The 19,845-nt window shown below is 62.5% G+C and carries 20 protein-coding genes; 11 read left to right on the forward strand and 9 right to left on the reverse strand.

Features of this window, described 5'->3' with window-relative positions:
• Positions 1-26: 26 nt before the first annotated feature.
• Together ASE50_RS08760 and ASE50_RS08765 are read right to left on the reverse strand one after the other, a co-directional pair.
• Positions 27-224: a hypothetical protein gene (locus ASE50_RS08760; protein ID WP_235512271.1), complete on the reverse strand. Its 198-nt coding sequence runs from the start codon at positions 222-224 to the stop codon at positions 27-29.
• A gap of 309 nt (positions 225-533) precedes the next feature.
• Positions 534-1,256, reverse strand: coding sequence for an SIMPL domain-containing protein (locus ASE50_RS08765; RefSeq protein WP_200909533.1), 723 nt, complete (start codon positions 1,254-1,256; stop codon positions 534-536).
• A 194-nt stretch (positions 1,257-1,450) separates the two neighbouring features.
• On the opposite strand from ASE50_RS08765, the gene ASE50_RS08770 reads away from it, so the two are divergent.
• The 9 genes from ASE50_RS08770 (at position 1,451) to ASE50_RS08810 (ending at position 12,170) form a co-directional block, all read left to right on the forward strand.
• Positions 1,451-2,659: an efflux RND transporter periplasmic adaptor subunit gene (locus ASE50_RS08770; protein ID WP_056398674.1), complete on the forward strand. Its 1,209-nt coding sequence runs from the start codon at positions 1,451-1,453 to the stop codon at positions 2,657-2,659.
• 4 nt (positions 2,660-2,663) lie between these two features.
• Positions 2,664-5,861, forward strand: a complete 3,198-nt coding sequence (locus tag ASE50_RS08775) for an efflux RND transporter permease subunit (protein WP_056398676.1) — start codon at positions 2,664-2,666, stop codon at positions 5,859-5,861.
• Between the two features lie 101 nt (positions 5,862-5,962).
• Positions 5,963-7,228: a DUF445 domain-containing protein gene (locus ASE50_RS08780; protein WP_056398678.1), complete on the forward strand. Its 1,266-nt coding sequence runs from the start codon at positions 5,963-5,965 to the stop codon at positions 7,226-7,228.
• 455 nt (positions 7,229-7,683) lie between these two features.
• The gene (gene pdeM, locus ASE50_RS08785) at positions 7,684-8,346 is read left to right on the forward strand and encodes a ligase-associated DNA damage response endonuclease PdeM (protein WP_056398679.1); all 663 of its coding nucleotides are present in this window, start codon (positions 7,684-7,686) and stop codon (positions 8,344-8,346) included.
• A 103-nt stretch (positions 8,347-8,449) separates the two neighbouring features.
• On the forward strand, positions 8,450-9,577 hold the full coding sequence (metX, locus tag ASE50_RS08790; RefSeq protein ID WP_056398681.1) for a homoserine O-acetyltransferase MetX: 1,128 nt from the start codon (positions 8,450-8,452) through the stop codon (positions 9,575-9,577).
• Entirely contained in the window at positions 9,574-10,008 is a 435-nt protein-coding gene (locus tag ASE50_RS08795) for a GNAT family N-acetyltransferase (protein WP_056398683.1), read from the forward strand. The genes metX and ASE50_RS08795 overlap by 4 nt, the downstream gene beginning before the upstream one ends.
• Positions 10,009-10,040: 32 nt before the next feature.
• Positions 10,041-10,628 (forward strand): methionine biosynthesis protein MetW, encoded by a 588-nt coding sequence (metW, locus tag ASE50_RS08800; protein WP_056398868.1) that lies wholly within the window; start codon positions 10,041-10,043, stop codon positions 10,626-10,628.
• Between the two features lie 29 nt (positions 10,629-10,657).
• A complete protein-coding gene (locus ASE50_RS08805; RefSeq protein ID WP_056398687.1) occupies positions 10,658-11,350 on the forward strand; it encodes a hypothetical protein in 693 nt (230 codons plus the stop codon).
• A gap of 40 nt (positions 11,351-11,390) precedes the next feature.
• Entirely contained in the window at positions 11,391-12,170 is a 780-nt protein-coding gene (locus tag ASE50_RS08810; RefSeq protein ID WP_056398690.1) for a DUF72 domain-containing protein, read from the forward strand.
• Positions 12,171-12,371: 201 nt separating this feature from the next.
• On the opposite strand, the gene ASE50_RS18750 is transcribed toward ASE50_RS08810, so the two are convergent.
• The 7 genes from ASE50_RS18750 to ASE50_RS08835 form a co-directional block, all read right to left on the reverse strand.
• Positions 12,372-13,292, reverse strand: coding sequence for a calcium-binding protein (locus ASE50_RS18750; RefSeq protein WP_162236182.1), 921 nt, complete (start codon positions 13,290-13,292; stop codon positions 12,372-12,374).
• A 498-nt stretch (positions 13,293-13,790) separates the two neighbouring features.
• Positions 13,791-13,976 (reverse strand): DUF6771 family protein, encoded by a 186-nt coding sequence (locus ASE50_RS08815; RefSeq protein WP_156347438.1) that lies wholly within the window; start codon positions 13,974-13,976, stop codon positions 13,791-13,793.
• A gap of 37 nt (positions 13,977-14,013) precedes the next feature.
• On the reverse strand, positions 14,014-14,892 hold the full coding sequence (locus ASE50_RS18755; RefSeq protein ID WP_156347439.1) for a hypothetical protein: 879 nt from the start codon (positions 14,890-14,892) through the stop codon (positions 14,014-14,016).
• A complete protein-coding gene (locus tag ASE50_RS19620; protein ID WP_082438923.1) occupies positions 14,889-15,761 on the reverse strand; it encodes a collagen-like protein in 873 nt (290 codons plus the stop codon). The genes ASE50_RS18755 and ASE50_RS19620 overlap by 4 nt, the downstream gene beginning before the upstream one ends.
• A complete protein-coding gene (locus ASE50_RS18760) occupies positions 15,761-16,129 on the reverse strand; it encodes a hypothetical protein (RefSeq protein ID WP_156347440.1) in 369 nt (122 codons plus the stop codon). Before ASE50_RS18760 ends, ASE50_RS19620 begins: the two co-directional genes overlap by 1 nt.
• 177 nt (positions 16,130-16,306) lie before the next feature.
• Positions 16,307-16,528: a hypothetical protein gene (locus ASE50_RS08830; protein WP_056398706.1), complete on the reverse strand. Its 222-nt coding sequence runs from the start codon at positions 16,526-16,528 to the stop codon at positions 16,307-16,309.
• Positions 16,529-16,712: 184 nt separating this feature from the next.
• Positions 16,713-17,591 carry a hypothetical protein gene (locus ASE50_RS08835; protein ID WP_156347441.1) on the reverse strand — a complete coding sequence of 293 codons (879 nt, stop codon included), beginning with the start codon at positions 17,589-17,591 and terminating at the stop codon, positions 16,713-16,715.
• Between the two features lie 119 nt (positions 17,592-17,710).
• Between ASE50_RS08835 and ASE50_RS08840 the strand changes: the two genes are divergently transcribed.
• Together ASE50_RS08840 and ASE50_RS08845 are read left to right on the forward strand one after the other, a co-directional pair.
• Positions 17,711-18,610, forward strand: a complete 900-nt coding sequence (locus ASE50_RS08840; RefSeq protein WP_056398712.1) for a hypothetical protein — start codon at positions 17,711-17,713, stop codon at positions 18,608-18,610.
• Positions 18,611-18,658: 48 nt separating this feature from the next.
• A complete protein-coding gene (locus ASE50_RS08845) occupies positions 18,659-19,462 on the forward strand; it encodes a hypothetical protein (RefSeq protein ID WP_156347442.1) in 804 nt (267 codons plus the stop codon).
• The last annotated feature ends 383 nt before the right edge of the window (positions 19,463-19,845 follow it).

The raw sequence follows: 19,845 nt of genomic DNA on the forward strand, positions 1-19,845 counted from the left end.
ATGCCGGCGGCTGTACGCCGTCCAGATCACCGCTCGCTGCCGTTTTTTTGGACGTAGGTATAGATCTCGTCCATCTCGATGACGTCGGCCTCCCCGGTGTCGACCGGAGCGGCTTGCGCCAATTTCTGCTGCAGCGTCGCATGTTCCTTGCGGATCCACTTGAGGACCCCCGCCGGCGATGCACCCAGCACCCGGCCGATCGCCCGGATGCCCATGCCATTCATGTACATCTCGATCGCCAAAGCTTTCGTCTCGGCACTGAACCTGGGCTGGCTATCGGTGCAGTATCGACCGCAGGCCCGGCACACATAGCGCTGATTGCCCGACTTGCGGCCCCGCTTGATCAGGTCGGTCCCCTCGCACGCTGGACAACGCATCCTGTCCTCCCCGCCCAAATCAAAGGAACACAGAAGAATCCAAAACGCGCCTCATGTAAACAGTCCCCGCGCAGGCGGGGGTACGGCGAGTTTCCGGCCAAGCCTGCGGCTTTCGCAAAGATCTCGACTTGACCCAAGGTGACGGGCAAGGGCTATTTACCGCAGCAGGAAGCGGACCGATACGTTGACCGTCAGATCCTGTTCACCCGCCGCCACGGGCGTCGAATCAGCCGTCTTCATCATGCGCGCCATTTGCAGCATCGGCATCGGCGGCTGCGGCAATTGCCCGCCATCCTCCGAAATCAGCAGGATGCGGTCGACCCGCAGCCCGGCGGCGCGGGCATAGAGATCGGCACGCGCGCGCGCCCGGCGGATCGCGTCGGTGCGGGCTTCGTCGAGCGCGGCATCGGCGGCATCGACCGACAGCGTCGGCCCGTCGATCTGGTTCGCGCCCTGCGCGACAAGGGCATCGAGGATCGCGCCGCTCTTCGCCACGTCGCGGAACCGGACCGCGACACTGTTGCTCGCCTGATAGCCGGTGATCGCCGGGGGCTGGTTTTCGGCATAGCGATATTGCGGCTGCAACTGGATCTGCGCGGTCTGGAGATCGCGGTCGGCGACACCGGCGCGGCGCAGCGCGGCGACGACGCGGGTCATGCGCTGGCTGTTGTCCGACAGCGCCGCCGCGGCCGTCGCCGCCTGACTGACCACGCCGGCGCGGATCGTGGCGATGTCGGGCACGCGCGTCGCCTTCCCCGTCGCGCTGATGTCGAGCAGCGTCCCGTCGGTCAGGACCGGTGCCGACACCGGCACCGCCTGTTGCGCGGCGGCGGGAAGCGCGGTGCCGATGGCGGCAAGGATCAGGACGGAACGGAGCATCGACAATTCCTTTTCGACTATAGTGACGACGAACGAACGGTCGTTACGCATCCGCCGCAAAACGTCGCATGAACGCAATCGATGCAGCCCTTGCCGTGCTTATCGAAAAACGCGATGTCTATGCTTGAGGGCAGTGCTGTATTCGGGTAATACAGCATTGAATTGGCTGGGGGCCTTCCAACAGGATGGGGTGGATGAATTACGAATCGACGTCGATCGCGGGTGACCGCCAGCTGCTGACCGGACCCGACGGCGCGAAGCGTTCGCGCCGCCGTGCCGTCATCGTCGGGATCGTGATCGTCCTGCTCGTCCTGCTCGGTGCCTACTGGGCATTCGGTCGCAAGGGTGGCGACGCGCCGGCCGCACAGGGTGCGCCGCCCGCCGCCGCCGGCGGCACGCTGCCCAAGGTGACGGTGGTCGTCCCCGGTCGCGACACGGTGACCCGTGCGGTCACCGGCACCGGATCGCTCGCCGCCCGCCGGGAAATGCCGGTCGGCGTCGTCGGCGAAGGCGGTCTGGTCACACGGGTGTTCGTCGAGCCGGGCAGCTGGGTAAGCGCCGGACAAGTGCTGGCGACGGTCGATCGGTCGGTTCAGGCGCAGACCGCCGAATCGCTGTCGGCACAGGTGCGGGTCGCCCGCGCCGATGCGCAGATCGCGCAGACCGAACTCGACCGGTCGAACCAGCTGGTCGAACGCGGCTTCGTGTCGAAGGCCGATATCGATCGCAAGACCGCGACCCGCGACGCCGCCAACGCCCGCGTCCGGGTGGCGCAGGCGCAGCTGGCCGAGACGCAGGCGCGCAACCGCCGCCTCGACATCCGCGCGCCCGCCGCCGGCCTCGTCCTGACCCGCGCGGTCGAACCGGGTCAGGTCGTCGGCAGCGGCAGCGGCGTGCTGTTCCGCATCGCGATGGGCGGGCAGATGGAAATGCGCGCCCAGCTGTCCGAGGCCGATCTCGCCAATGTCCGCGCCGGTTCGCTGGCGCAGGTCGTGCCGGTCGGCGATACCCGCGTGTTCAAGGGGCAGGTGTGGCAGGTCGCGCCGATCATCGATCCGCAGACGCGACAGGGCATCGCCCGGATCGCGCTGAACTACGACCCGGCGCTGCGCCCCGGCGGCTTTGCCAGCGCGCGCATCGGGGCGGGTGCCTCGACCGCGCCGCTGCTGCCCGAATCGGCGGTGCTGAGCGATGACAAGGGCAGCTATGTCTATCTGATCGATGCCCAGAACAAGGTGCTTCGCCGCGACGTCCGCGTCGCCGAAGTGTCGGACGAAGGTGCGCTGATCGCCTCCGGGTTGATCGGCGACGAACGCGTGGTCGCAAGTGCCGGCGCGTTCCTGAATGTCGGACAGGAGGTGGTGCCGGTCCGCGCCGCCGCCGCTTCCGCTCGCAAGGAATAGCGCCATGGGCTTTCGCAACATTTCGGCATGGTCGATCCGGAACCCGGTACCACCGCTGGTGCTGTTCCTCGCGCTGACGATCGCCGGGATCGTCAGTTTCATGCGGATGGACGTGAACCAGGACCCGGATATCGAATTCCCGGTCGCGATCGTCGTGATCACCCAGCCGGGTGCTGCGCCCACCGAACTCGAAACGCAGGTGACGCAGCGCGTCGAGGCGGCGGTCCGGTCGCTGCAGGGCATCGACCAGATCGAATCGAGCGTTACCGAAGGGTCGTCGCAGACCGTCATCCAGCTCGATATCGGCACGCCGATCGACCGCGCCGTCAATGACGTGCGCGAAGCGGTGAACCAGATTCGCGGCCAGCTTCCCGACGGCATCCTCGAACCGCAGGTCTTCCGCGCGAACACCACCGACAAGGATCTGGCGTCGTGGACCGCAATCGCCGACGACATGACCGCCGAACAGCTCAGCTGGTATGTCGACAATACCGTCGCGAAGGAATTGTTGAGCGTCGAGGGCATGGCGACCGTCGAGCGCGTCGGCGGCGTCGACCGCGAGATCCGCGTGACGCTCGACCCCGCGCGGTTGCAAGCGCAGGGGCTGACCGCGAGCCAGGTCAATCAGGCGCTGCGTCAGGTCAATCTGAACGCGGCCGGCGGGCAGGCGGAAATCGCCGGCACGCAGCAATCGGTCCGCGTGCTCGGCAACGCCGCCACCGCCTATGCGCTGTCGCAGACGCAGGTGCCGGTCGGCGGTGGCCGCTCGGTCCGGCTGGCCGACATCGCCGACGTCCGCGACGCCTATGCCGAACCCACCAGCCGCGCCGAATATAACGGTCGCCCGGTGCTGGCGTTCGATATCAAGCGTGCCAAGGGCGCGTCGGACGTGACCGTGTTCCACGAGGCGGAAAAGAAGCTCGCCGACCTGCAGAAGCGCAACCCGCAGGTCCGCTTCGCGCTGCTGTCCAATTCGGTGAAGTTCACCGAAATCCAGTATCATTCGGCGATGAACGCGATGGTCGAGGGCGCGCTGCTCGCGATCGTCGTCGTGTTCCTGTTCCTGCGCGACTGGCGCGCGACGCTGATCTCGGCGCTGGCCATCCCGCTGTCGGCGATCCCCGCCTTCTGGTTCATGGACATGCTGGGATTCACCCTCAACCAGATGACGCTGCTCGCGCTCAGTCTGGTGGCGGGGGTGCTGGTCGACGATGCGATCGTGGAGATCGAGAATATCGTCCGCCACATGCGCATGGGCAAATCCGCCTATCAGGCATCGATCGACGCCGCCGACGAGATCGGCATCGCGGTGCTGGCGACGACGATGGCGATCGTCGCGGTCTTCCTGCCGGTCGGGTTGATGCCGGGCATTTCGGGCCAGTTCTTCAAGAATTTCGGCCTGACGGTCGTCGCGTCGGTGTTGATGAGCCTTGCCGTCGCGCGGCTCATCACGCCGATGATCGCCGCCTATTTCCTGAAGGCGCACGGGTCCGCCAGCCATGGCGAGGGCTGGCTGATGGACCGGTATATGGGCGTGCTGCGCTGGACGCTGCGCCATCGCTGGTCGACGATCGTCGGCGGCGTGGTGGCGCTGACGCTGACCGTCATCATGTTCATGGTCCTGCCGCAGACCTTCCAGCCGCCGCAGGACCGCGACCGCGTGACCGCCAGCGTCGAAATGGTGCCCGGCACCACCCTCGAACAGACCGCGGTCGTCGTGAAGCGCGTCGAGAATCTGTTGCGGGCGCAGCCGCTGGTCAAATCGGTCTATTCGTCGAGCTATGCCGGCAACGGCCGGGTGACCGCCGAACTGCTCGACAAGCCGAGTTTCGGCGAAAGCGTCCGCCACACGTTCGGGCTGGTCGACGATGCGACCTATGACGCGATGCGCCAGTCCAAGAGCACCGAGTTCGAACGCGGCCTCGCCCCGCAGCTCGCCGCGATCCCCGATGCGCGGGTATCGTTCCGGTCGCAATTCGGCTGGGGCGGGTCGAGTCGCGACCTGTCGATCACGCTGGGCGGCGACGATCCGGTCAAGCTGAACGAAACCGCGAACCAGCTGGTCAAGGAGATGGAAAAGCTGCCGATGGTCGTCGCGCCGCGCGTGTCGGGCGATCTGAAGCGGCCGGAGATCATCATCCGTCCGCGCAGCGACCTCGCCGCCAGCCTCGGCGTCACCACCGCCGCGCTGTCGGGGGCGATCCGCATCGCGACGCTGGGCGATATCGACCAGAACAGCGCGCGCTTCTCGCTGTCCGACCGGCAGATCCCGATCCGCGTCGCCCTGTCGCGCGATGCGCGGTCGCGGCTGTCGACGATCCAGAACCTGCCGGTCCCCACCGGCAATGGCGGATCGGTGCCGCTGTCGGTCGTCGCCGATATCGGTTTTGGCGCGGGCCCGACCAAGATCGACCGCATCAACCAGCAACGTCGTCTGGTCGTCGGTGCCGATCTGGCCCCCGGCGTCGTGTCGGGCGTCGCGCAGGAGGCGATCCACAAGCTGCCGATCATGCAGAACCTGCCGCTGGGCGTCACCGAACTGACCGTCGGTCAGGCGAAGTGGCAGGGCGAGATGATTACCAACTTCATCGTCGCGGTGATTTCGGGCATCTTCCTCGTCTTCGCGGTGCTGGTGCTGCTCTACAAGCGGGTGATGCCGCCGTTCGTGAACATGGGATCGCTGTTCCTGGCACCTTTGGGCGGGCTGCTGGCATTGTGGATCACGGGCAACCCGATCTCGATGCCGGTCTATATCGGGCTGCTGATGCTGCTCGGCATCGTCGCCAAGAATTCGATCCTGCTGATCGATTTCGCGCTGGAGGAGATGGAGAAGGGCGTCGACAAGGAAGTCGCGATCCTCGACGCCGGGCACAAGCGGGCGCAGCCGATCGTGATGACCACCGTCGCCATGGTCGCCGGCATGGTGCCGACCGCGATGGCGCTGTCGGGCGACGCATCGTTCCGCGCGCCGATGGGCATCACCGTGATCGGCGGGCTGGCCCTGTCGACGCTGCTGACGCTGCTGATCGTGCCGGGCGCGTTCAGCCTCGCGGTCGGGCTGGAACGCTGGGTCGGTCCGCGCCTGTCGCGGCGGCTGCTTACCTATCGTCCGGGCGATGGTGACCGGCCGGCGATCGAACACCAGCCGGGCGGGCAGTTGCCGCCGGGCGACGGGCCGAAGTCGCTGCCGGCGGCGGAATGACCCGCCCCCCGTCCGGTTCGCGCCCGTCGCGAACCGGACGGGACCGGTAGCCCGCACGGGTACCGATTGAACTTTCCCCGCAGCCGGCGATTGTTTCGCCAATGCCACGATCTTCGATCCTTGCCGGGGCGGGCGATGCGGTTCCCCTACCCCTACGCCGGATGCGGCGGCTCGCCACCTTCATGCTGGTGGCGATGGCGGCGCTGTTCCTGCTGTCGCGGCGGCTGGAGGGGGTCCACCCGGCATGGAGCTTCGTCCAGGCCTTTGCCGAGGCGGCGATGGTCGGCGGTCTTGCCGACTGGTTCGCGGTCACCGCGCTGTTCCGCCATCCGCTCGGCCTGCCGATCCCGCATACCGCGATCATTCCGCGCAACAAGGACCGGATCGGCGACACGCTGGCCGCGTTCCTGCGCGACAATTTCCTGACCGCGCATGTCGTCGCGCGCCGTATGCACCGTGTCGACGCCGCCGCCGTCGCCGGCAAATGGCTGGCCGATCCGGCGACGCGCAGCGGGCGGCTGCGGCACGGCGCGTCGCGGCTGGCGGTCAACGTGCTGGAGGGCCTCGACCCCGATCAGTTCGGGACGATGGTGCGCGGTGCCCTCGCCAACCGGCTGCGCGCGATGCGGGTGTCGCCTGCGCTTGGCCGCACGCTGGAAGCGGCGATCGCGGAGGACCGCCACCTGCCGCTGATCGACGCCATCATCCGCTGGACGTCCAAGACGCTCGACGCGAACGAGGAACTGGTCCGCACGATGATCCAGAAGCGCGCGGGTGCCGTGCTGCGCTGGACCGGGCTGGACGCGACGCTGGCGACGTCGGTGCTGAACGGCCTGCACAAGATGCTCGCCGACGTCGCCGAAGACCCGGCCCATCCGCTGCGCGCCAAGGCGAACGAGGGTCTCGCGCTGCTGGCCCACGACCTGCAACATTCGCCCGAGATGCAGGCCAAGGTCGAACGGCTGAAGAACGAGCTGATCGAAAACCCGGCGCTGGCCGGCTGGTGGATGGGGGTGTGGGAAAAGATCCGCGGCGGCCTGCTCAACGCCGCCCGTAATCCCGATCGCGCGCTGGCCGGGCCGATCGGCGATGCGATGCGGCAGCTGGGACTGACGCTGCAATCCGATCCGGTGCTGAAGGCGAAGGTCAACCGCTTCGTCCGCCGTGCCGTGGTCGGGGCAGTCGCCGATTATGGCGACGGCATCGTCCGGCTGGTATCGGACACGGTGCGCGGCTGGGATGCGCAGACGATTACCGGCCGCCTCGAAAATGCCGTCGGGCGCGACCTGCAATTCATCCGGATCAACGGCACGCTGGTCGGCGGCACCGTCGGGCTGGCGATCCATGTGGTCGATATCTGGCTGTAGGTTCGGCCCGGGTGCAGGTTACATCTTGCTCGCTGGCAATCGACGAACCAACATTCCCCTCGGTTCGTCGCCCCGGACTTGATCCGGGGCCCCGCTTCTTGCTGCGGCTGACCGAAAAAACGGGGCACCGGCTTAAGCCGGGACCTCTGCGAAAGTCGCGCGCTACACCAAACCGAGCCGTACCCCGGCGAAAGCCGGGGTCCAGTTGGGAAGGTTTTTCCATAATTTACGAACGTCCCCCAACTGGGCCCCGGCCTTCGCCGGGGTACGATCAGAGGCGTTTCACAAAGGTTCCGGCCACGCCCAAGGTAACGGTTTCACCAATGGCCAGCGACTTGTCGGACGCAGGTCATAGCGATCGCGGCGACGCCTCCGCCAACGCTGCAACCACTCCCCCGAAATCGTTACGCTCCCATGGCTTGAGCATCCCGCCGGCTTGCGTCATAGGCGCGGCCATGGTTCGCCTTTCGTTCGCCGGTCACGCTTTCGATGCCCTGTCCGCCGGTGCGCTGTTCTGGCCGGCGCGGCGCGCGCTGCTGCTCGCCGACCTGCATTTCGAAAAGGCGAGCTGGTTCGCGCAATTCGGACAGATGCTGCCGCCCTATGATACGCTGGAAACGCTGGCGGGGATCGAGGCGGTGGTGGCGCGGACCCGGCCGGCCGAGATATGGTGCCTCGGCGACAGTTTCCACGATGTCGGCGGCTGCGACCGGCTGGGCGACGAGGCGCAGACGCGGCTGCGCGCGCTGACGGCGGCAAGCGACTGGACGTGGATCACCGGCAATCACGACCGGATCGTCGCCGACCATTGCGGCGGCCGGGTGATCGACGAAGCGGTCGTCGACGGACTGGTGCTGCGCCACGAAGCCGACCCCGCCGAAGCGCGCCCCGAACTATCGGGCCATTTCCACCCCAAATTGCGGGTCAGGCTGCGCGGACGGGGCGTGTCGCGCCGCTGCTTCGTGGCGACCGCGACCAAGCTGATCCTGCCTGCCTTCGGCTCGCTCACCGGCGGTCTCGACGCGGATCATCCCGAAATCGTCCGCGCGGTCGGCGGCCGGGCAGAGGCGTTGATCGCGCTGGAGGACCGGCTGCTGCGGTTTCCGCTGGCCGCCTGACGGCGGTTTGACAACGCATGGCAGCGCGCGTTTCGCAGGCAGTGCCGACCCGATCCCACCGCAACGCTTGAACCCGGTGCCGTGCGCAATTACCGCAACGCCCATGGATTCCCGTTTCGGTCCCGATCGCCGCGCGACACTGGCCACCCCGCTGGCACTGGATAGTGGCGCGACCCTGCCCGCGATCGACATCGCCTATGAAACCTATGGCACGCTGTCGCCCGCGCGCGACAATGCGATCCTGATCTGCCACGCGCTGACCGGTGATCAGCATGTCGCCTCCACCCATCCGCGCACCGGCAAACCCGGCTGGTGGTCGCGCATGATCGGGCCGGGCAAGCCGATCGACCTTAACCGCCATTTCGTCATCTGTTCGAACGTGCTCGGTAGTTGCATGGGGTCGTCGGGACCGGCCAGCATCGACCCCGCGACCGGCAGCCCATGGGCGATGCGCTTTCCGGTGCTGACCATTCGCGACATGGTGCGCGCGCAGGGAATGCTGCTCGACCATCTCGGCATCGACCGACTGCGCGCCGTGGTCGGCGGGTCGATGGGCGGAATGCAGGCGCTGTCATGGTCGGCGACGCTGCCCGACCGGGTACAGGCGGTGGTGGTGATCGCCTCCACCGCACGCCATTCGGCACAGAACATCGCCTTTCACGAAGTCGGGCGACAGGCGATCATGGCCGACCCCGACTGGCGCGGCGGCGAGTATTATGCCGATGGATCACCACCCGCCGCCGGGCTGTCGGTGGCGCGGATGGCGGCGCACATCACCTATCTGTCCGAAGCGGGCCTGACCGCCAAATTCGGCCGCAAGCTGCAGGCGCGCGCCGATGGCGCGGCCGGGACCAAGACCTTCGGCTTCGACGCCGATTTTCAGGTCGAAAGCTATCTGCGCCATCAGGGGCTGGCCTTCACCGACCGGTTCGACGCCAATTCCTATCTCTACATCACCCGCGCGCTCGATTATTTCGATCTGGCGGAGGAACATGGCGGGGTGCTGGCCAATGCGTTCCGCGCGACGAAGGCACGGTTCTGCGTCGTCAGCTTCGATACCGACTGGCTGTATCCGACCGCCGAATCGCGCAGCATCGTCCATGCGCTGAACGCCGCCGGCGCACCGGCCAGCTTCGTCGAACTGTCGTCGCCGTTCGGCCATGACGCGTTCCTGCTCGATTCGCCCGAACTCGACCGGATCATGCGCGGCTTTCTGGAGGCGGACGCATGACCTTCGCGCTTTCCGACGATCGCGACCGGCTCGATATCGCGCGCATCCATGGCTGGCTGGCATCGAGCTACTGGTCGCCCGGCATCGATCGCGAGCGGGTCGAGCGCGCCATCGCCGGGTCGCACCCGATCGGTGCCTATCGCGACGGCGTGCAGATCGGGTTCGCCCGTGCGATCACCGACCGGGCGACCTTCGCGTGGATCGCCGACGTGTTTGTCGACGACCGCGCGCGGGGGCAGGGCATCGGGCGGGCGATGGTCGGCTGGTTCGTCGATCATCCCGATCTGGCCGGTATCCGCCGCATCGGCCTCGTTACGGCGGACGCGCATGGCGTGTATGCGAAACTCGGCTTCCACCCCCTTTCGCGGCCCGATCGCTATATGGAACGGTTGTCGGCGGAAGCGACGGCGATGCTGGAGGCAATGCCATGACCATGATCGCCGGATCACCGCGTCGGACCCCGATGGCCCTGCGCCCCGACCTTGCGATCATCGCGGCCAATATCACGCCCGGTTCACGCATCCTCGATGTCGGTTGCGGCGACGGGCAGTTGATGGCCGCGCTGCGCGATGAACGCGGCGTCGATGCGCGGGGACTGGAAATCGATCCGGGCAATGTCGCCGATGCGATGGCGCGCGGGCTGTCGGTGATGCAGGGCGATGCCGATCGCGACCTTGCCGACTATCCCGACGCCAGTTTCGACTATGCGATCCTCAGCCAGACGTTGCAGACGGCGATGCGGCCGCATGTCGTGCTCGACCATCTGTTGCGCATCGGTGCGCAGGCCTTCGTATCCTTCCCGAACTTCGCGCACTGGCGGGTGCGCGCGTCTCTGCTATGGGGCGGGCGGATGCCGGTGACGGCGCTGTTACCGCTCGAATGGTATGAGACGCCGAACATCCACCACGTCACCATCGACGATTTCCGGGCGTTCGTCGCAAAGCGGGGGATTACCGTCGTCGATGCGTGGTTCCTGTCGGGGGGCAAGCGTACCACGGCGGCGGCGGCCAATTTCCGTGCCGAACACGCGGTGTTCCTGCTGCAACGCTGAGCCTGCGGGAACGAAGGAGAGTGAGGAAGATGCGTAGCCGCCTGCTGCTGGTCGTCGCCTGCGGGATCGCCCTGCTTGCCGGCTGCACCCGCAGGACGCCGGAGGTGGCGACCGTCACCCCGCCGACGATTCCGGTCCCGCCGCCCGCGCCCAAACCCAAACCGCCGCAGGGGGCCGCGCCGAACCTCGTCATCCCGGCAACGACGCCCGATGGCGGCTATGCCACGCTCAACCGGGGCCTTTCGCCCGATGCCGCGCTCTGGCACCTGCGCGCTGCGCTGAACGTCGCGGCGCTACAGTGCAATATCGGCGATCCGGCCGGGGTCGCGGCCTATAACCGGTTGCTCAAAGTACATGCCACCCGCTTCGCTGCCGCGTTCAAGGCGCTGGAGGCGGAGTACAGGCGCGGCGGCGGCGACTGGCAGGACCGGTTCGACGACGCGATGACCCGCGTCTATAATTACTTTGCGCAGCCGCCGGTCCGCGATGCCTTTTGCGCGCGCGCGCTGCCGATGTTGACACAGGTGGCCGAACTGCCCGCCGGCGGGCTGGATGCCGTCGCCGCCCCGGATATCGAGGCGCTCGACCAGCCGTTCGTCGATTTCTACCGCGCCTACGACCGCTATCGCGCCGACCTGTCAACCTGGACCGCCGCACAGCCCCCGGTGCTGACCGTCGACCCGCAAATTCTGACGACATCCAGTGACGTTACCGCCCACTGACCCCTTGCCAGCCCCCTCGCTACGCGACACCTTCGTCACCATGACCAACGCCCCCATTCGCATCGGCATCGGTGGCTGGACCTTCCCGCCGTGGCGCGGCAGCTTCTACCCCGAAAAATGGCCGCAGAAGCGGGAGCTGGAGTTCGCATCGCACGCGCTGACCGCGATTGAGATCAACGCGACCTATCACGGCACCCAGAAGCCGGCGAGCTTCGCCAACTGGGCCGCGACCGCACCCGACGATTTCGTGTTCGCGGTTAAAGCCTCGCGCTTCTGCACCAATCGCAGGATATTGGCGGAGGCCGGGGAATCGATCGCGAAATTCGTCGGCTCCGGCATGACCGAACTCGGCGACAAGCTCGGCCCGATCCTGTGGCAGTTCATGGCGACCAAGAAATTCGACGCCGACGACTTTGCTGCCTTCCTCGCAATGCTGCCCGCAACCGAGGCAGGCGTGAAGCTCCGCCATGCCATACAGGTCCGCCACGACAGCTTCCATGTTCCCGAATTCGTGGCGATGGCCCGCAAAGCGGGCGTCGCGATCGTCTATGCCGACTCGGCCGACTATCCCGCCATCGCCGACATCACCGGCGATTTCGTCTATGCCCGGCTTGAAAACGCGGTCGAGGACGTGGCCACCGGCTATGACGACGCCGCCCTCGATCGCTGGGCAGAGGCCGCACGGACGTGGGCGGCGGGTGGTGCGCCGGACGGCCTGCCCTATGCCGACCCGGCCCAACCGCCGCGAAAGCCGCGGGAGAGCTTCATCTTCTTCATGCTGTCAACCAGAGTAGCACACGCGCGCCAAACTTTTGACTAAGCCGTTGATTTCTGGGGACTCGACGGCGTTCGGACGGACAGTCCGACGTTCTGCTTCCGACGATACGAACGGCTTCGCAATACCGTAATCCTTATGTCGCGTATACGTAGCGGTGCCTCTGAAGGGATTGCCCAATGGGAGTCAGTAGCCACTCTTTGGCACAGACTCCCATTCTCCGTCCTAAATATTAATTTATTCTACTTAAATACTATACATATAGAAATATGTACCGTCGGCGTTCTGAAGAACTCCGTCAAATTCCAAAGCTTGTACGGATTTGCCATTATTATCCGTTATAAACAGCTTATCCGTTTCGCTGAAATCCAGCGCCCTGTTGGATCCGAACGTTACGATTCCATCGTTGTTTCTGTCATAAAGCGGACGCGTTGTGATAATAACATCGTTTTTGTCGAGATCCGTTATCCTATCTACGCCCGTTGATATCCGATTGTCGAAAAAGAAAGTATCTGCGCCTGCTCCGCCACTTAGAAGGTCATTGCCCACCCCTCCCTCCAAGAAGTCCCGACCGCCATACCCAAATATTTGATCGTTACCGGCACCGCCTAGTAGCCCGCTATCCCCGACATTTCCGATAAGCTGATCGTTCCCACTTCCGCCAAAAAGTTCCTGGTAACTCACTAAGCCAGAATTGGTCCGTAGAACGTAATTGTCAGTACCCGCTGCGAGCAGGGCAACACGATCTATGTAACCTCCCGTGCCGACTGACGGCCCCCAGTTTTGCAATACGAAGTCGGGTATCACATAGTCGCCACCTGCTTTTGCATCGACAATCAAGCGATCATAACCGGTCGATCCAGTGACAGATACCCCATTAAGACTGCTTGATATCGATACGCGAAAATCTATATTTTGACCGTAATTCGTTTTGAACTGTAGAGCCTCAATTGATATCAGTTCGCCAAAAACATAGGTCGTTTGATTGCCCCAAGGCCTACTAATAGCCGAATCAGATGTTTCAAGCTCGATCTTGTCTAGGCCGTCGCCTCCGACAAAGGAACTTGTAGTAACAATGGAATCACTAGTGGCACGGACACGAAATACGTCATCGCTCTGGGTTCCGAAAAGGCTATCGGATGCACTGGTAATGGTTACTTCAGCCATAAATCCCCCGTTCCACGCTGCGTTTGCAGCTTTTAGTATTGCCATTGTAGTTTTCTGATAGGTGAACAGCCAAAGAGCTTGAAATTCTTGGATTAAGAGAAATGTTTGTCTAGAAACGTAAAATTGTCAATCAATGCAAACGAATTGACCCATATTGGGCCAAGTTTAACGTTGTGAGGGCTGTTCCTTGCGGAGCGTTAGAAGTGCCTCACCGATTGTCTCCCTTGCCTTGCCTCCCCTTCCGTTTGATAGAACGGATCGTCTGGGGTTGGCGCGTCTGGTACGGCTTTCATTTCCGGCCCCCGTCGTCCGCATCGATCGCATCTGATGCGGTGGCGGAGACTTTCCAGTTGCGTATTCCAGCCCCGACAAAGCGCGTATCGGCAGAACCGAAAAGCATCATAGACATGAATTTTTCCGCACCGGCAGGTGACGCGGAAGTTTGCCTTGTGCTTGACGAGGTCATTGAGGCTCCTGAGACGGGTGTTGGCGGACACGTCACAGGTGTAAATTGAGCTGGTTGCGATCCGGCTGAGGCTGATTGAGCCGGTACAGGATATCCCGCGCAAGCCGTTCAGCCGCGCGCCCCTTGTACGCTGGATCAGCCGCGAGCAGGCCGGCCAGCTTGCTCGTAGAGGTGCTGGCTATGATCTCGGCCAGGGTTCGAGGTTCGATGTTGTCCATTCCCATAGGGTACAAAAAGGGAACAGATTCGCAAGGGCTAAAGCCAGTAGGAATGAGTGGAAAAACTGCTGGCGGTTTCCTCAACGGTGTAGGTCAGCACGATCAAGCCATCGCCGCCGCGACCACCACGGAACGCCGAACCGCTGGGGCCGCCACCGCCTCCGCCACCGCCACCAAAGAAGCTGTCGCCGCCATTGCAGTTACGGCAACCACCGCCACCACCACCCGGTCCAGCCACCATTCCAGAGCCGGTTTCGGTCCATACGGTCATGTAGCTGCCCGAACCTGCGTTTATGCCGCTGGTTGTTGAGCCGCCACCGCCGCCGCCATTCGTGCCGTCTGTTTCAGGGGCGCCGCCGCCCAAGCCAAGGTAGTTGTTGCCGCCTGCGCCGCCGACCGTACTGGTCGTCGCTGATTGTCCAGCTGAGCCACCGTTAGCGCCACCGCCACCACTGCCCGTGACGTTGCTTGCTGATCCGCTGTTGCCGCCATTTCCACGTGGACCTGCCGCGCCACCACCACCGCTGCCGCCCGTCGAGGTCGTGCCCGCGTTGGCGTTACCGCCAGCGAACACAACCGATCCCGTAGAGTTCGCAATCGAACCACCCATTGCGTTCGTCGCACCAGAGCCGTTGTTGCCAGCCGCCGCAACGACCTGAGTTCCAAATGCTGTTGCGATAACGGAGCCACCAGAGCCGACCGCAATCGTGATGTTCGATCCCGCGCTGACGGTGATCGTATCCTTGGCATACGCACCACCACCGCCACCACGACGACGGGCCGTACTGCCCGAAGAACCATTCATCGTGTGGCCGTTGCCGCCCGCACCCAAGCATTCAACCAAAACGAATGTAACGCCGTCCGGCACTGTCCAACTCGTTGTGCCAGCCATGAGGAACTTGACGATCTGCGTCACAGACGAACCACCAGCGATCCGATCAGTCCCGAAAAGGTCGGGTCGGCGTTGCCCATGTAGAGCGAGATACGGTCCCCGGCGTTCAGCGACGTGCTATTCAGGGTGATTGCGCCGGTAGTGGAGTTCGCATTGAACGATACCGTACCAGCGTTTGCGCCGTTCAGCTTGATTGTCAGTGTGACCGCATTCGTAGGTGCCGTCTCAGCGACAAAAGAGGATGCGGATACGTCGATCGTACCGACCTGCGGTGTGACGCCACCACCCAATAGCGCGTTCGCAGTTGGCCTACCCGAAAGCACGAACTGTAGGCTGCGAACGTAGGCTTCCTTGCTGAGTTTCCCGGTCATGTCGGAAACGGACGCAGCATCGATGTTTGAGCGAGCGACGTTCCGTTCCGTCGATGTCAGGGTTTGCGCAGCATCGAAACGAACACGTCGGGCCAGCGCCGTTGTCATAGTCGCGCCGAACTCGGGGTCGTTGTTAAGTGCCGATGCGACTTCCGCAAATGCGTTTAGCTGTTCGGGTGCTAGGTTCTGGATGGCGTGAATGCTGGTCGTAAGGCCCTCTAGGCGCGTATTGATGCCTGAGATGACCGCTGGGTCTGCGTTCTCTCCGGCCGGACCCTGCGGACCGGCGGGTCCAACGGGACCGGTCGCGCCAGTGCTTCCTCGGCTTCCGGTGGCTCCGCGCGGACCGGTTAAACCGATTTCGCCCTGCGGACCGGGCATTCCTATCATCTGCGTAACAAGGGACGAACCACCCGTGACCAGCGCGGACGCGGTTGCGTTCTGGATGCTCTGATCGAGCGCGCCACCTGTCGGAAGCGTAGTGACGAGAACCGATGTTTGGATCGTGGAAACCAGTGCCATTAGGCGTCGTCCACGCTGTCTGGATTGCCGATATAGCCGTCGCGGTTGATCTTCCCGTCCCAGAGTACGACCGGCCTTCCGATCGCGATGTCGGTTTCATCTCGGATAACGCAGCGCGTGGGTGTCTGTTTCAAGGTGACGATCTGATCATTTTCCAGAACGATCATTTTGCCCAACGGGTCGTTGGGATCGGCGACCATCGCTTCGCGAATTGCAGCGCCGTCTACTTCGAAGAAGAGCGAGCGTGTGGACAGATCGACCTGTTCACTAGTCGTGTTGTCGGCCTGCCTTCTCAGTTTGTAAGGCAGGACGAGGGAGCCTCGACCGTGAACGGTGATGTTGGTACCGGTGATAGTTTGGTTTGCCATCCGCTATTTAGCGGGACTGAAGTGGCGACGGCTCCGCAGTGCGAGCCGTACTATTACTCTAGGAGTAAGTCCATCAGTCCCTGGCCAAGTATCTGCGCCAGCGGGTGATGAGGGTCGATCCCTAGCAGGGCCAGGATATCGGCATGGTAACATGCCATCTGCTCCTCACGAGACATACTACTTGTCACGCTTGTTCCTCGACAGCAAGCGCAGGTAATTGTTCGATACTGCCTGTCTCTGCACAAGCGCCTTCGTGAGTTGGAGAACAACGGCGTCAATGGCTGCGGCCAGCGGATCGGTGAGTGCCGGCGCATGTTTCATGTCGGCAACCTCTCTGTCGTGACGGTTCACCTTCGTTGTTAGATGGCTTGGTGCGTTCTCCGCTTCTTCGTTCGTCATATCGCGCCCTTTCCGTTGTATAATTTTATTTATAAACGGTAGGGATTGGGTTGTGTGCGCGGATAAGTGTGACTTATCGATAGGGCGCATCACCCCATAGGACATATGATGGCCGACAGCTTGAGATTGACGATTGCTCTGTAAAGCATTTTACCCCGTTCCACATCTGTGGGACGAGTGCATCCTATTCCTCTTCGTAGTACCAGCCCTCCAAGCCGTCGAATACATCACCCATAGCCATCCAATCTGGCTTGAGAGCGTGTTTGTTAGGTTCGTAGGTAGGAAATTTGCCACGCGCCGCGTTCTCGGCGATCATCACCGCACGGTGAATGGCGCGGCTCGCTAACATCTTTAATGCTTGCTGGTCCTCCAAAGTACCTTTGCCTTTAGCAAGGCGTTCACTGTAGGTTGTGCTCAGTTCAGCAAGAACGCCGATCTCCCACAACTTCGCACTTGGTTCTTCGCACCTGCACATAGCACACTTCATGTATCGTATTAGGCCCTTTAAATCTCGCTTCGTTCCATGCAGTTCATAAATCGGCTTTATTCGTGGCGCGTCGTCGAACTTGCTCGCGGTTTTATCGAGGAACGCCTTTATCTGTTCCGTGGCGGCCGACTTCGTAAGTGTAAGCGGTACAGAGACAATCAGACATGGCATCGGGTCCTGCTCGCTGAACCGACCGTTGAGATACTGGCCCATCCTATCCGCTAATTGTTCGGTCATGGCGGGCTTGCTCGGCCAGATTGCGTCAATCGGAAATACGATCGCTTCTTTACCCTCACAGCCGAAAGCAGCGATGCCCTTGTTTGGCCACCAGTCGTCGAATTCGACCTGCTTCAGGTCTCCAAGTAGGTCGTGAACACCCAAGACCACGTCAATGTCAGCGGGAAGAATGGCCTTTTCGGCGTCTGTAAGCAAACCCTGGCGGAACTTGCGGGCTAGGTCGTAGCTGGGGCTAATGAGCAGATACGTATAACAAAGCTGAGCGAACGTGACCTGTTCCGGAGACGCCCAATAATTGTCCGTCGCCATGACAGGCGAGCGCCAAACCATATCGTTCAAAGGTTGTCTCTTTCCGTTTTGCGCATCTAGCTAATCACGGTCCTATCCGGGCCCGCCCTAACAATTCCTCACCACGCAGCAATCCTGCTGCCACGGTAAAAGGCAAGGAATTGAATATCATGACTACGAATTCGACCGCGATCCTCGACGAAACCGCCGTTCGTTCGATCGTTCAGAAGCAACAGACTGCGTTCCAGAAGGCCCGCGGGAGCGACGCGCTGGCCGTCATGGTGGCCGGTGCGTATGTGGCAATCCGCAACATCATTCAGAACGCCTCGCCGGAAACGCAGGCCGCAATTTTGGACGAGCATGCGGTTGTGGCAGCCGCTGAAGGCACCAGCATGTTTACCCCTTGGATTAAAGTCTACTGGGGTGAACCTCATTTCGACAAGAAAAAGACGTTTAAGGATCTTCAGGGAAATACCCGAGTCATCTGGGTCCCCGATCGGAGCATGGAAATCTACCACCACACTATGGAGGAATTGCAGGCTCGCGGCGTGGAGACAACGGATGTCAAAGCGATTGCTGCTACCATCATGGCATCAAATGGCGCGTCGCAGATGGCCAAGGCCCGTAAGGCACGACTTGCAACGGATGCGCGTAATGCTGCCAATCCAGTGACGGAAAACACTCGTAAGTTGTTTCTGGATGAAACGCGTGGAGCAAGGATTGAAGTAGAGATTGACCGGCCTGCGGATCATGGCGATTATATGACGCTGCTGGTTCGTGCGCTGAAGGACGGTCCGTTCTACGAAGTCTTGGCCATCGCCGATCCAAACGCGATCAAGACGCTCGATAAGGTTGCCGACACGCAGGCTCCGCTTTTGAAGGCGCAGCGCGCTGAGCGCGAAACCGAGAAACAGCGGGCAGTACGTGAGCAGCAAATCCGGGACGAGGAGCGCGAGCGCGTTATTGGTGGCTTGGACGGCCCAGCGCGTAAGGCGTTGATGGAGAAACTCGCCCGTATGCAGCCGCCAAAGCCGGCCGCTTCGCAGTCCAAGACTGGGAAGGTTGCTTGAGCAGCGCGGAGCGGGGGTCACCCCGCTCCATACAGTATGGAGGCTGAAATGCTGAACGATGTACAACGCGCTCAAGTCGCAAGCGCGCTGAAAACCTTGGAAGAGAATGACGGCTACAGTCATCCAGTTGCGACGATAATTCGCATCGCAGGCAAACAGGTAGCGATGCAGATTGCGCAACTGGAGACCGACTATCGCAATGCCAACGACGCTGCCAAGGAGCATGGTGGCGCAATGCTTTCGCCGGAAGCGGCGGATTATTGGCAAGAAGCCCAGGGGGTTCTTCGCTACGCGCGAATTGCCCTCGCGGGGAATGACCCCAAATATCGTAAGGAGAAGGCTCTCGCACGAAAATGCGAAAGGTTGGAAGAAGGCTTCGCTGCCCGTGTCCCGGATTGCGATAAGCCAAAATTCGTCCAGTACGATCCACAGTCACTGAACACTCAGGACGAACGCTGGAATTGGACGGTTGACGGTCCATTTCCACTACTTTCTGAGCATTTTAATGGTTCATTGCCGATCGCCAACCCGAAAGCCGAGGCGCAAAGGGTCGTTCTTGCAACTCTTGTTGACCAGGATATGGTCGAAGATCAGCGACCGAAAAATGTGTCGCGACTAGAAGCGATGTTGCGCCGCGCACTCGACGAACGGACCGTAGTTGAAGAGAAGGCGCAAGCGGTTGCGGCGGCTAAGGCTGACAAGGCTACGAAACGCGAAAAAAAGGAAAAGTTAAAGAAGGCGAAAGAGGCTTTGATAGCCTCTGGAGACCAGAAGGCCACCAAGGGTAAACGTTCCGGCCAGTACGGGTTAGTGTCGGACGCGTTCAAAGGAATTGGGCCGCCGAAGCGATAATGCCGCTAGGCAACCGACGCATAGGGACAGCGGATCACGAACTAAGGGTTCAGGTCCGCTGAGCCAATTTGGGCGGCTCTGAAGTGCGGTGGGAAATCGAGGTTCGCCTATTCCCCTCGACGGCGTCGCAGACCAATGACCCAACAAGCGAAGCGCCTGGCTGTCCGCAGGACGACTGGCTGTCGCAGACGACTACCCCTGAGCCAAAGGCCAGGACGAACGAAGTTCAACGAAATTGCTGGACGCGAACGGTTGCCAGCCTGAGTGCGAGCAGAGCGAGCGCGAAGGCGCAGCAAACGTGAAGCGTCTGAGTAGTGGTGGTAGTTTAGTTCATCTGCTTTGGGAGGTGCCATATTAATGGAATAATATGGCTCTTACCAAGG

The sequence above is a fragment of the Sphingomonas sp. Leaf5 genome (genome assembly GCF_001421155.1).
GTDB lineage: Bacteria > Pseudomonadota > Alphaproteobacteria > Sphingomonadales > Sphingomonadaceae > Sphingomonas.

Coding starts and splice junctions, on each gene's coding strand:
- ASE50_RS08765 (WP_200909533.1), bottom strand. CDS start 1,256: ATGCTCCGTTCCGTCCTGATCCTTGCCGCCATCGGCACCGCGCTTCCC.
- ASE50_RS08780 (WP_056398678.1), top strand. CDS start 5,963: ATGCCACGATCTTCGATCCTTGCCGGGGCGGGCGATGCGGTTCCCCTA.
- ASE50_RS08805 (WP_056398687.1), top strand. CDS start 10,658: ATGCGTAGCCGCCTGCTGCTGGTCGTCGCCTGCGGGATCGCCCTGCTT.
- metW (WP_056398868.1), top strand. CDS start 10,041: ATGGCCCTGCGCCCCGACCTTGCGATCATCGCGGCCAATATCACGCCC.
- ASE50_RS08770 (WP_056398674.1), top strand. CDS start 1,451: ATGAATTACGAATCGACGTCGATCGCGGGTGACCGCCAGCTGCTGACC.
- ASE50_RS08815 (WP_156347438.1), bottom strand. CDS start 13,976: ATGGACAACATCGAACCTCGAACCCTGGCCGAGATCATAGCCAGCACC.
- ASE50_RS08830 (WP_056398706.1), bottom strand. CDS start 16,528: ATGACGAACGAAGAAGCGGAGAACGCACCAAGCCATCTAACAACGAAG.
- ASE50_RS18760 (WP_156347440.1), bottom strand. CDS start 16,129: ATGGCAAACCAAACTATCACCGGTACCAACATCACCGTTCACGGTCGA.
- ASE50_RS08775 (WP_056398676.1), top strand. CDS start 2,664: ATGGGCTTTCGCAACATTTCGGCATGGTCGATCCGGAACCCGGTACCA.
- ASE50_RS08760 (WP_235512271.1), bottom strand. CDS start 224: ATGAATGGCATGGGCATCCGGGCGATCGGCCGGGTGCTGGGTGCATCG.
- ASE50_RS08840 (WP_056398712.1), top strand. CDS start 17,711: ATGACTACGAATTCGACCGCGATCCTCGACGAAACCGCCGTTCGTTCG.
- ASE50_RS08795 (WP_056398683.1), top strand. CDS start 9,574: ATGACCTTCGCGCTTTCCGACGATCGCGACCGGCTCGATATCGCGCGC.
- metX (WP_056398681.1), top strand. CDS start 8,450: ATGGATTCCCGTTTCGGTCCCGATCGCCGCGCGACACTGGCCACCCCG.
- pdeM (WP_056398679.1), top strand. CDS start 7,684: ATGGTTCGCCTTTCGTTCGCCGGTCACGCTTTCGATGCCCTGTCCGCC.
- ASE50_RS08810 (WP_056398690.1), top strand. CDS start 11,391: ATGACCAACGCCCCCATTCGCATCGGCATCGGTGGCTGGACCTTCCCG.
- ASE50_RS19620 (WP_082438923.1), bottom strand. CDS start 15,761: ATGGCACTGGTTTCCACGATCCAAACATCGGTTCTCGTCACTACGCTT.
- ASE50_RS18750 (WP_162236182.1), bottom strand. CDS start 13,292: ATGGCTGAAGTAACCATTACCAGTGCATCCGATAGCCTTTTCGGAACC.
- ASE50_RS08845 (WP_156347442.1), top strand. CDS start 18,659: ATGCTGAACGATGTACAACGCGCTCAAGTCGCAAGCGCGCTGAAAACC.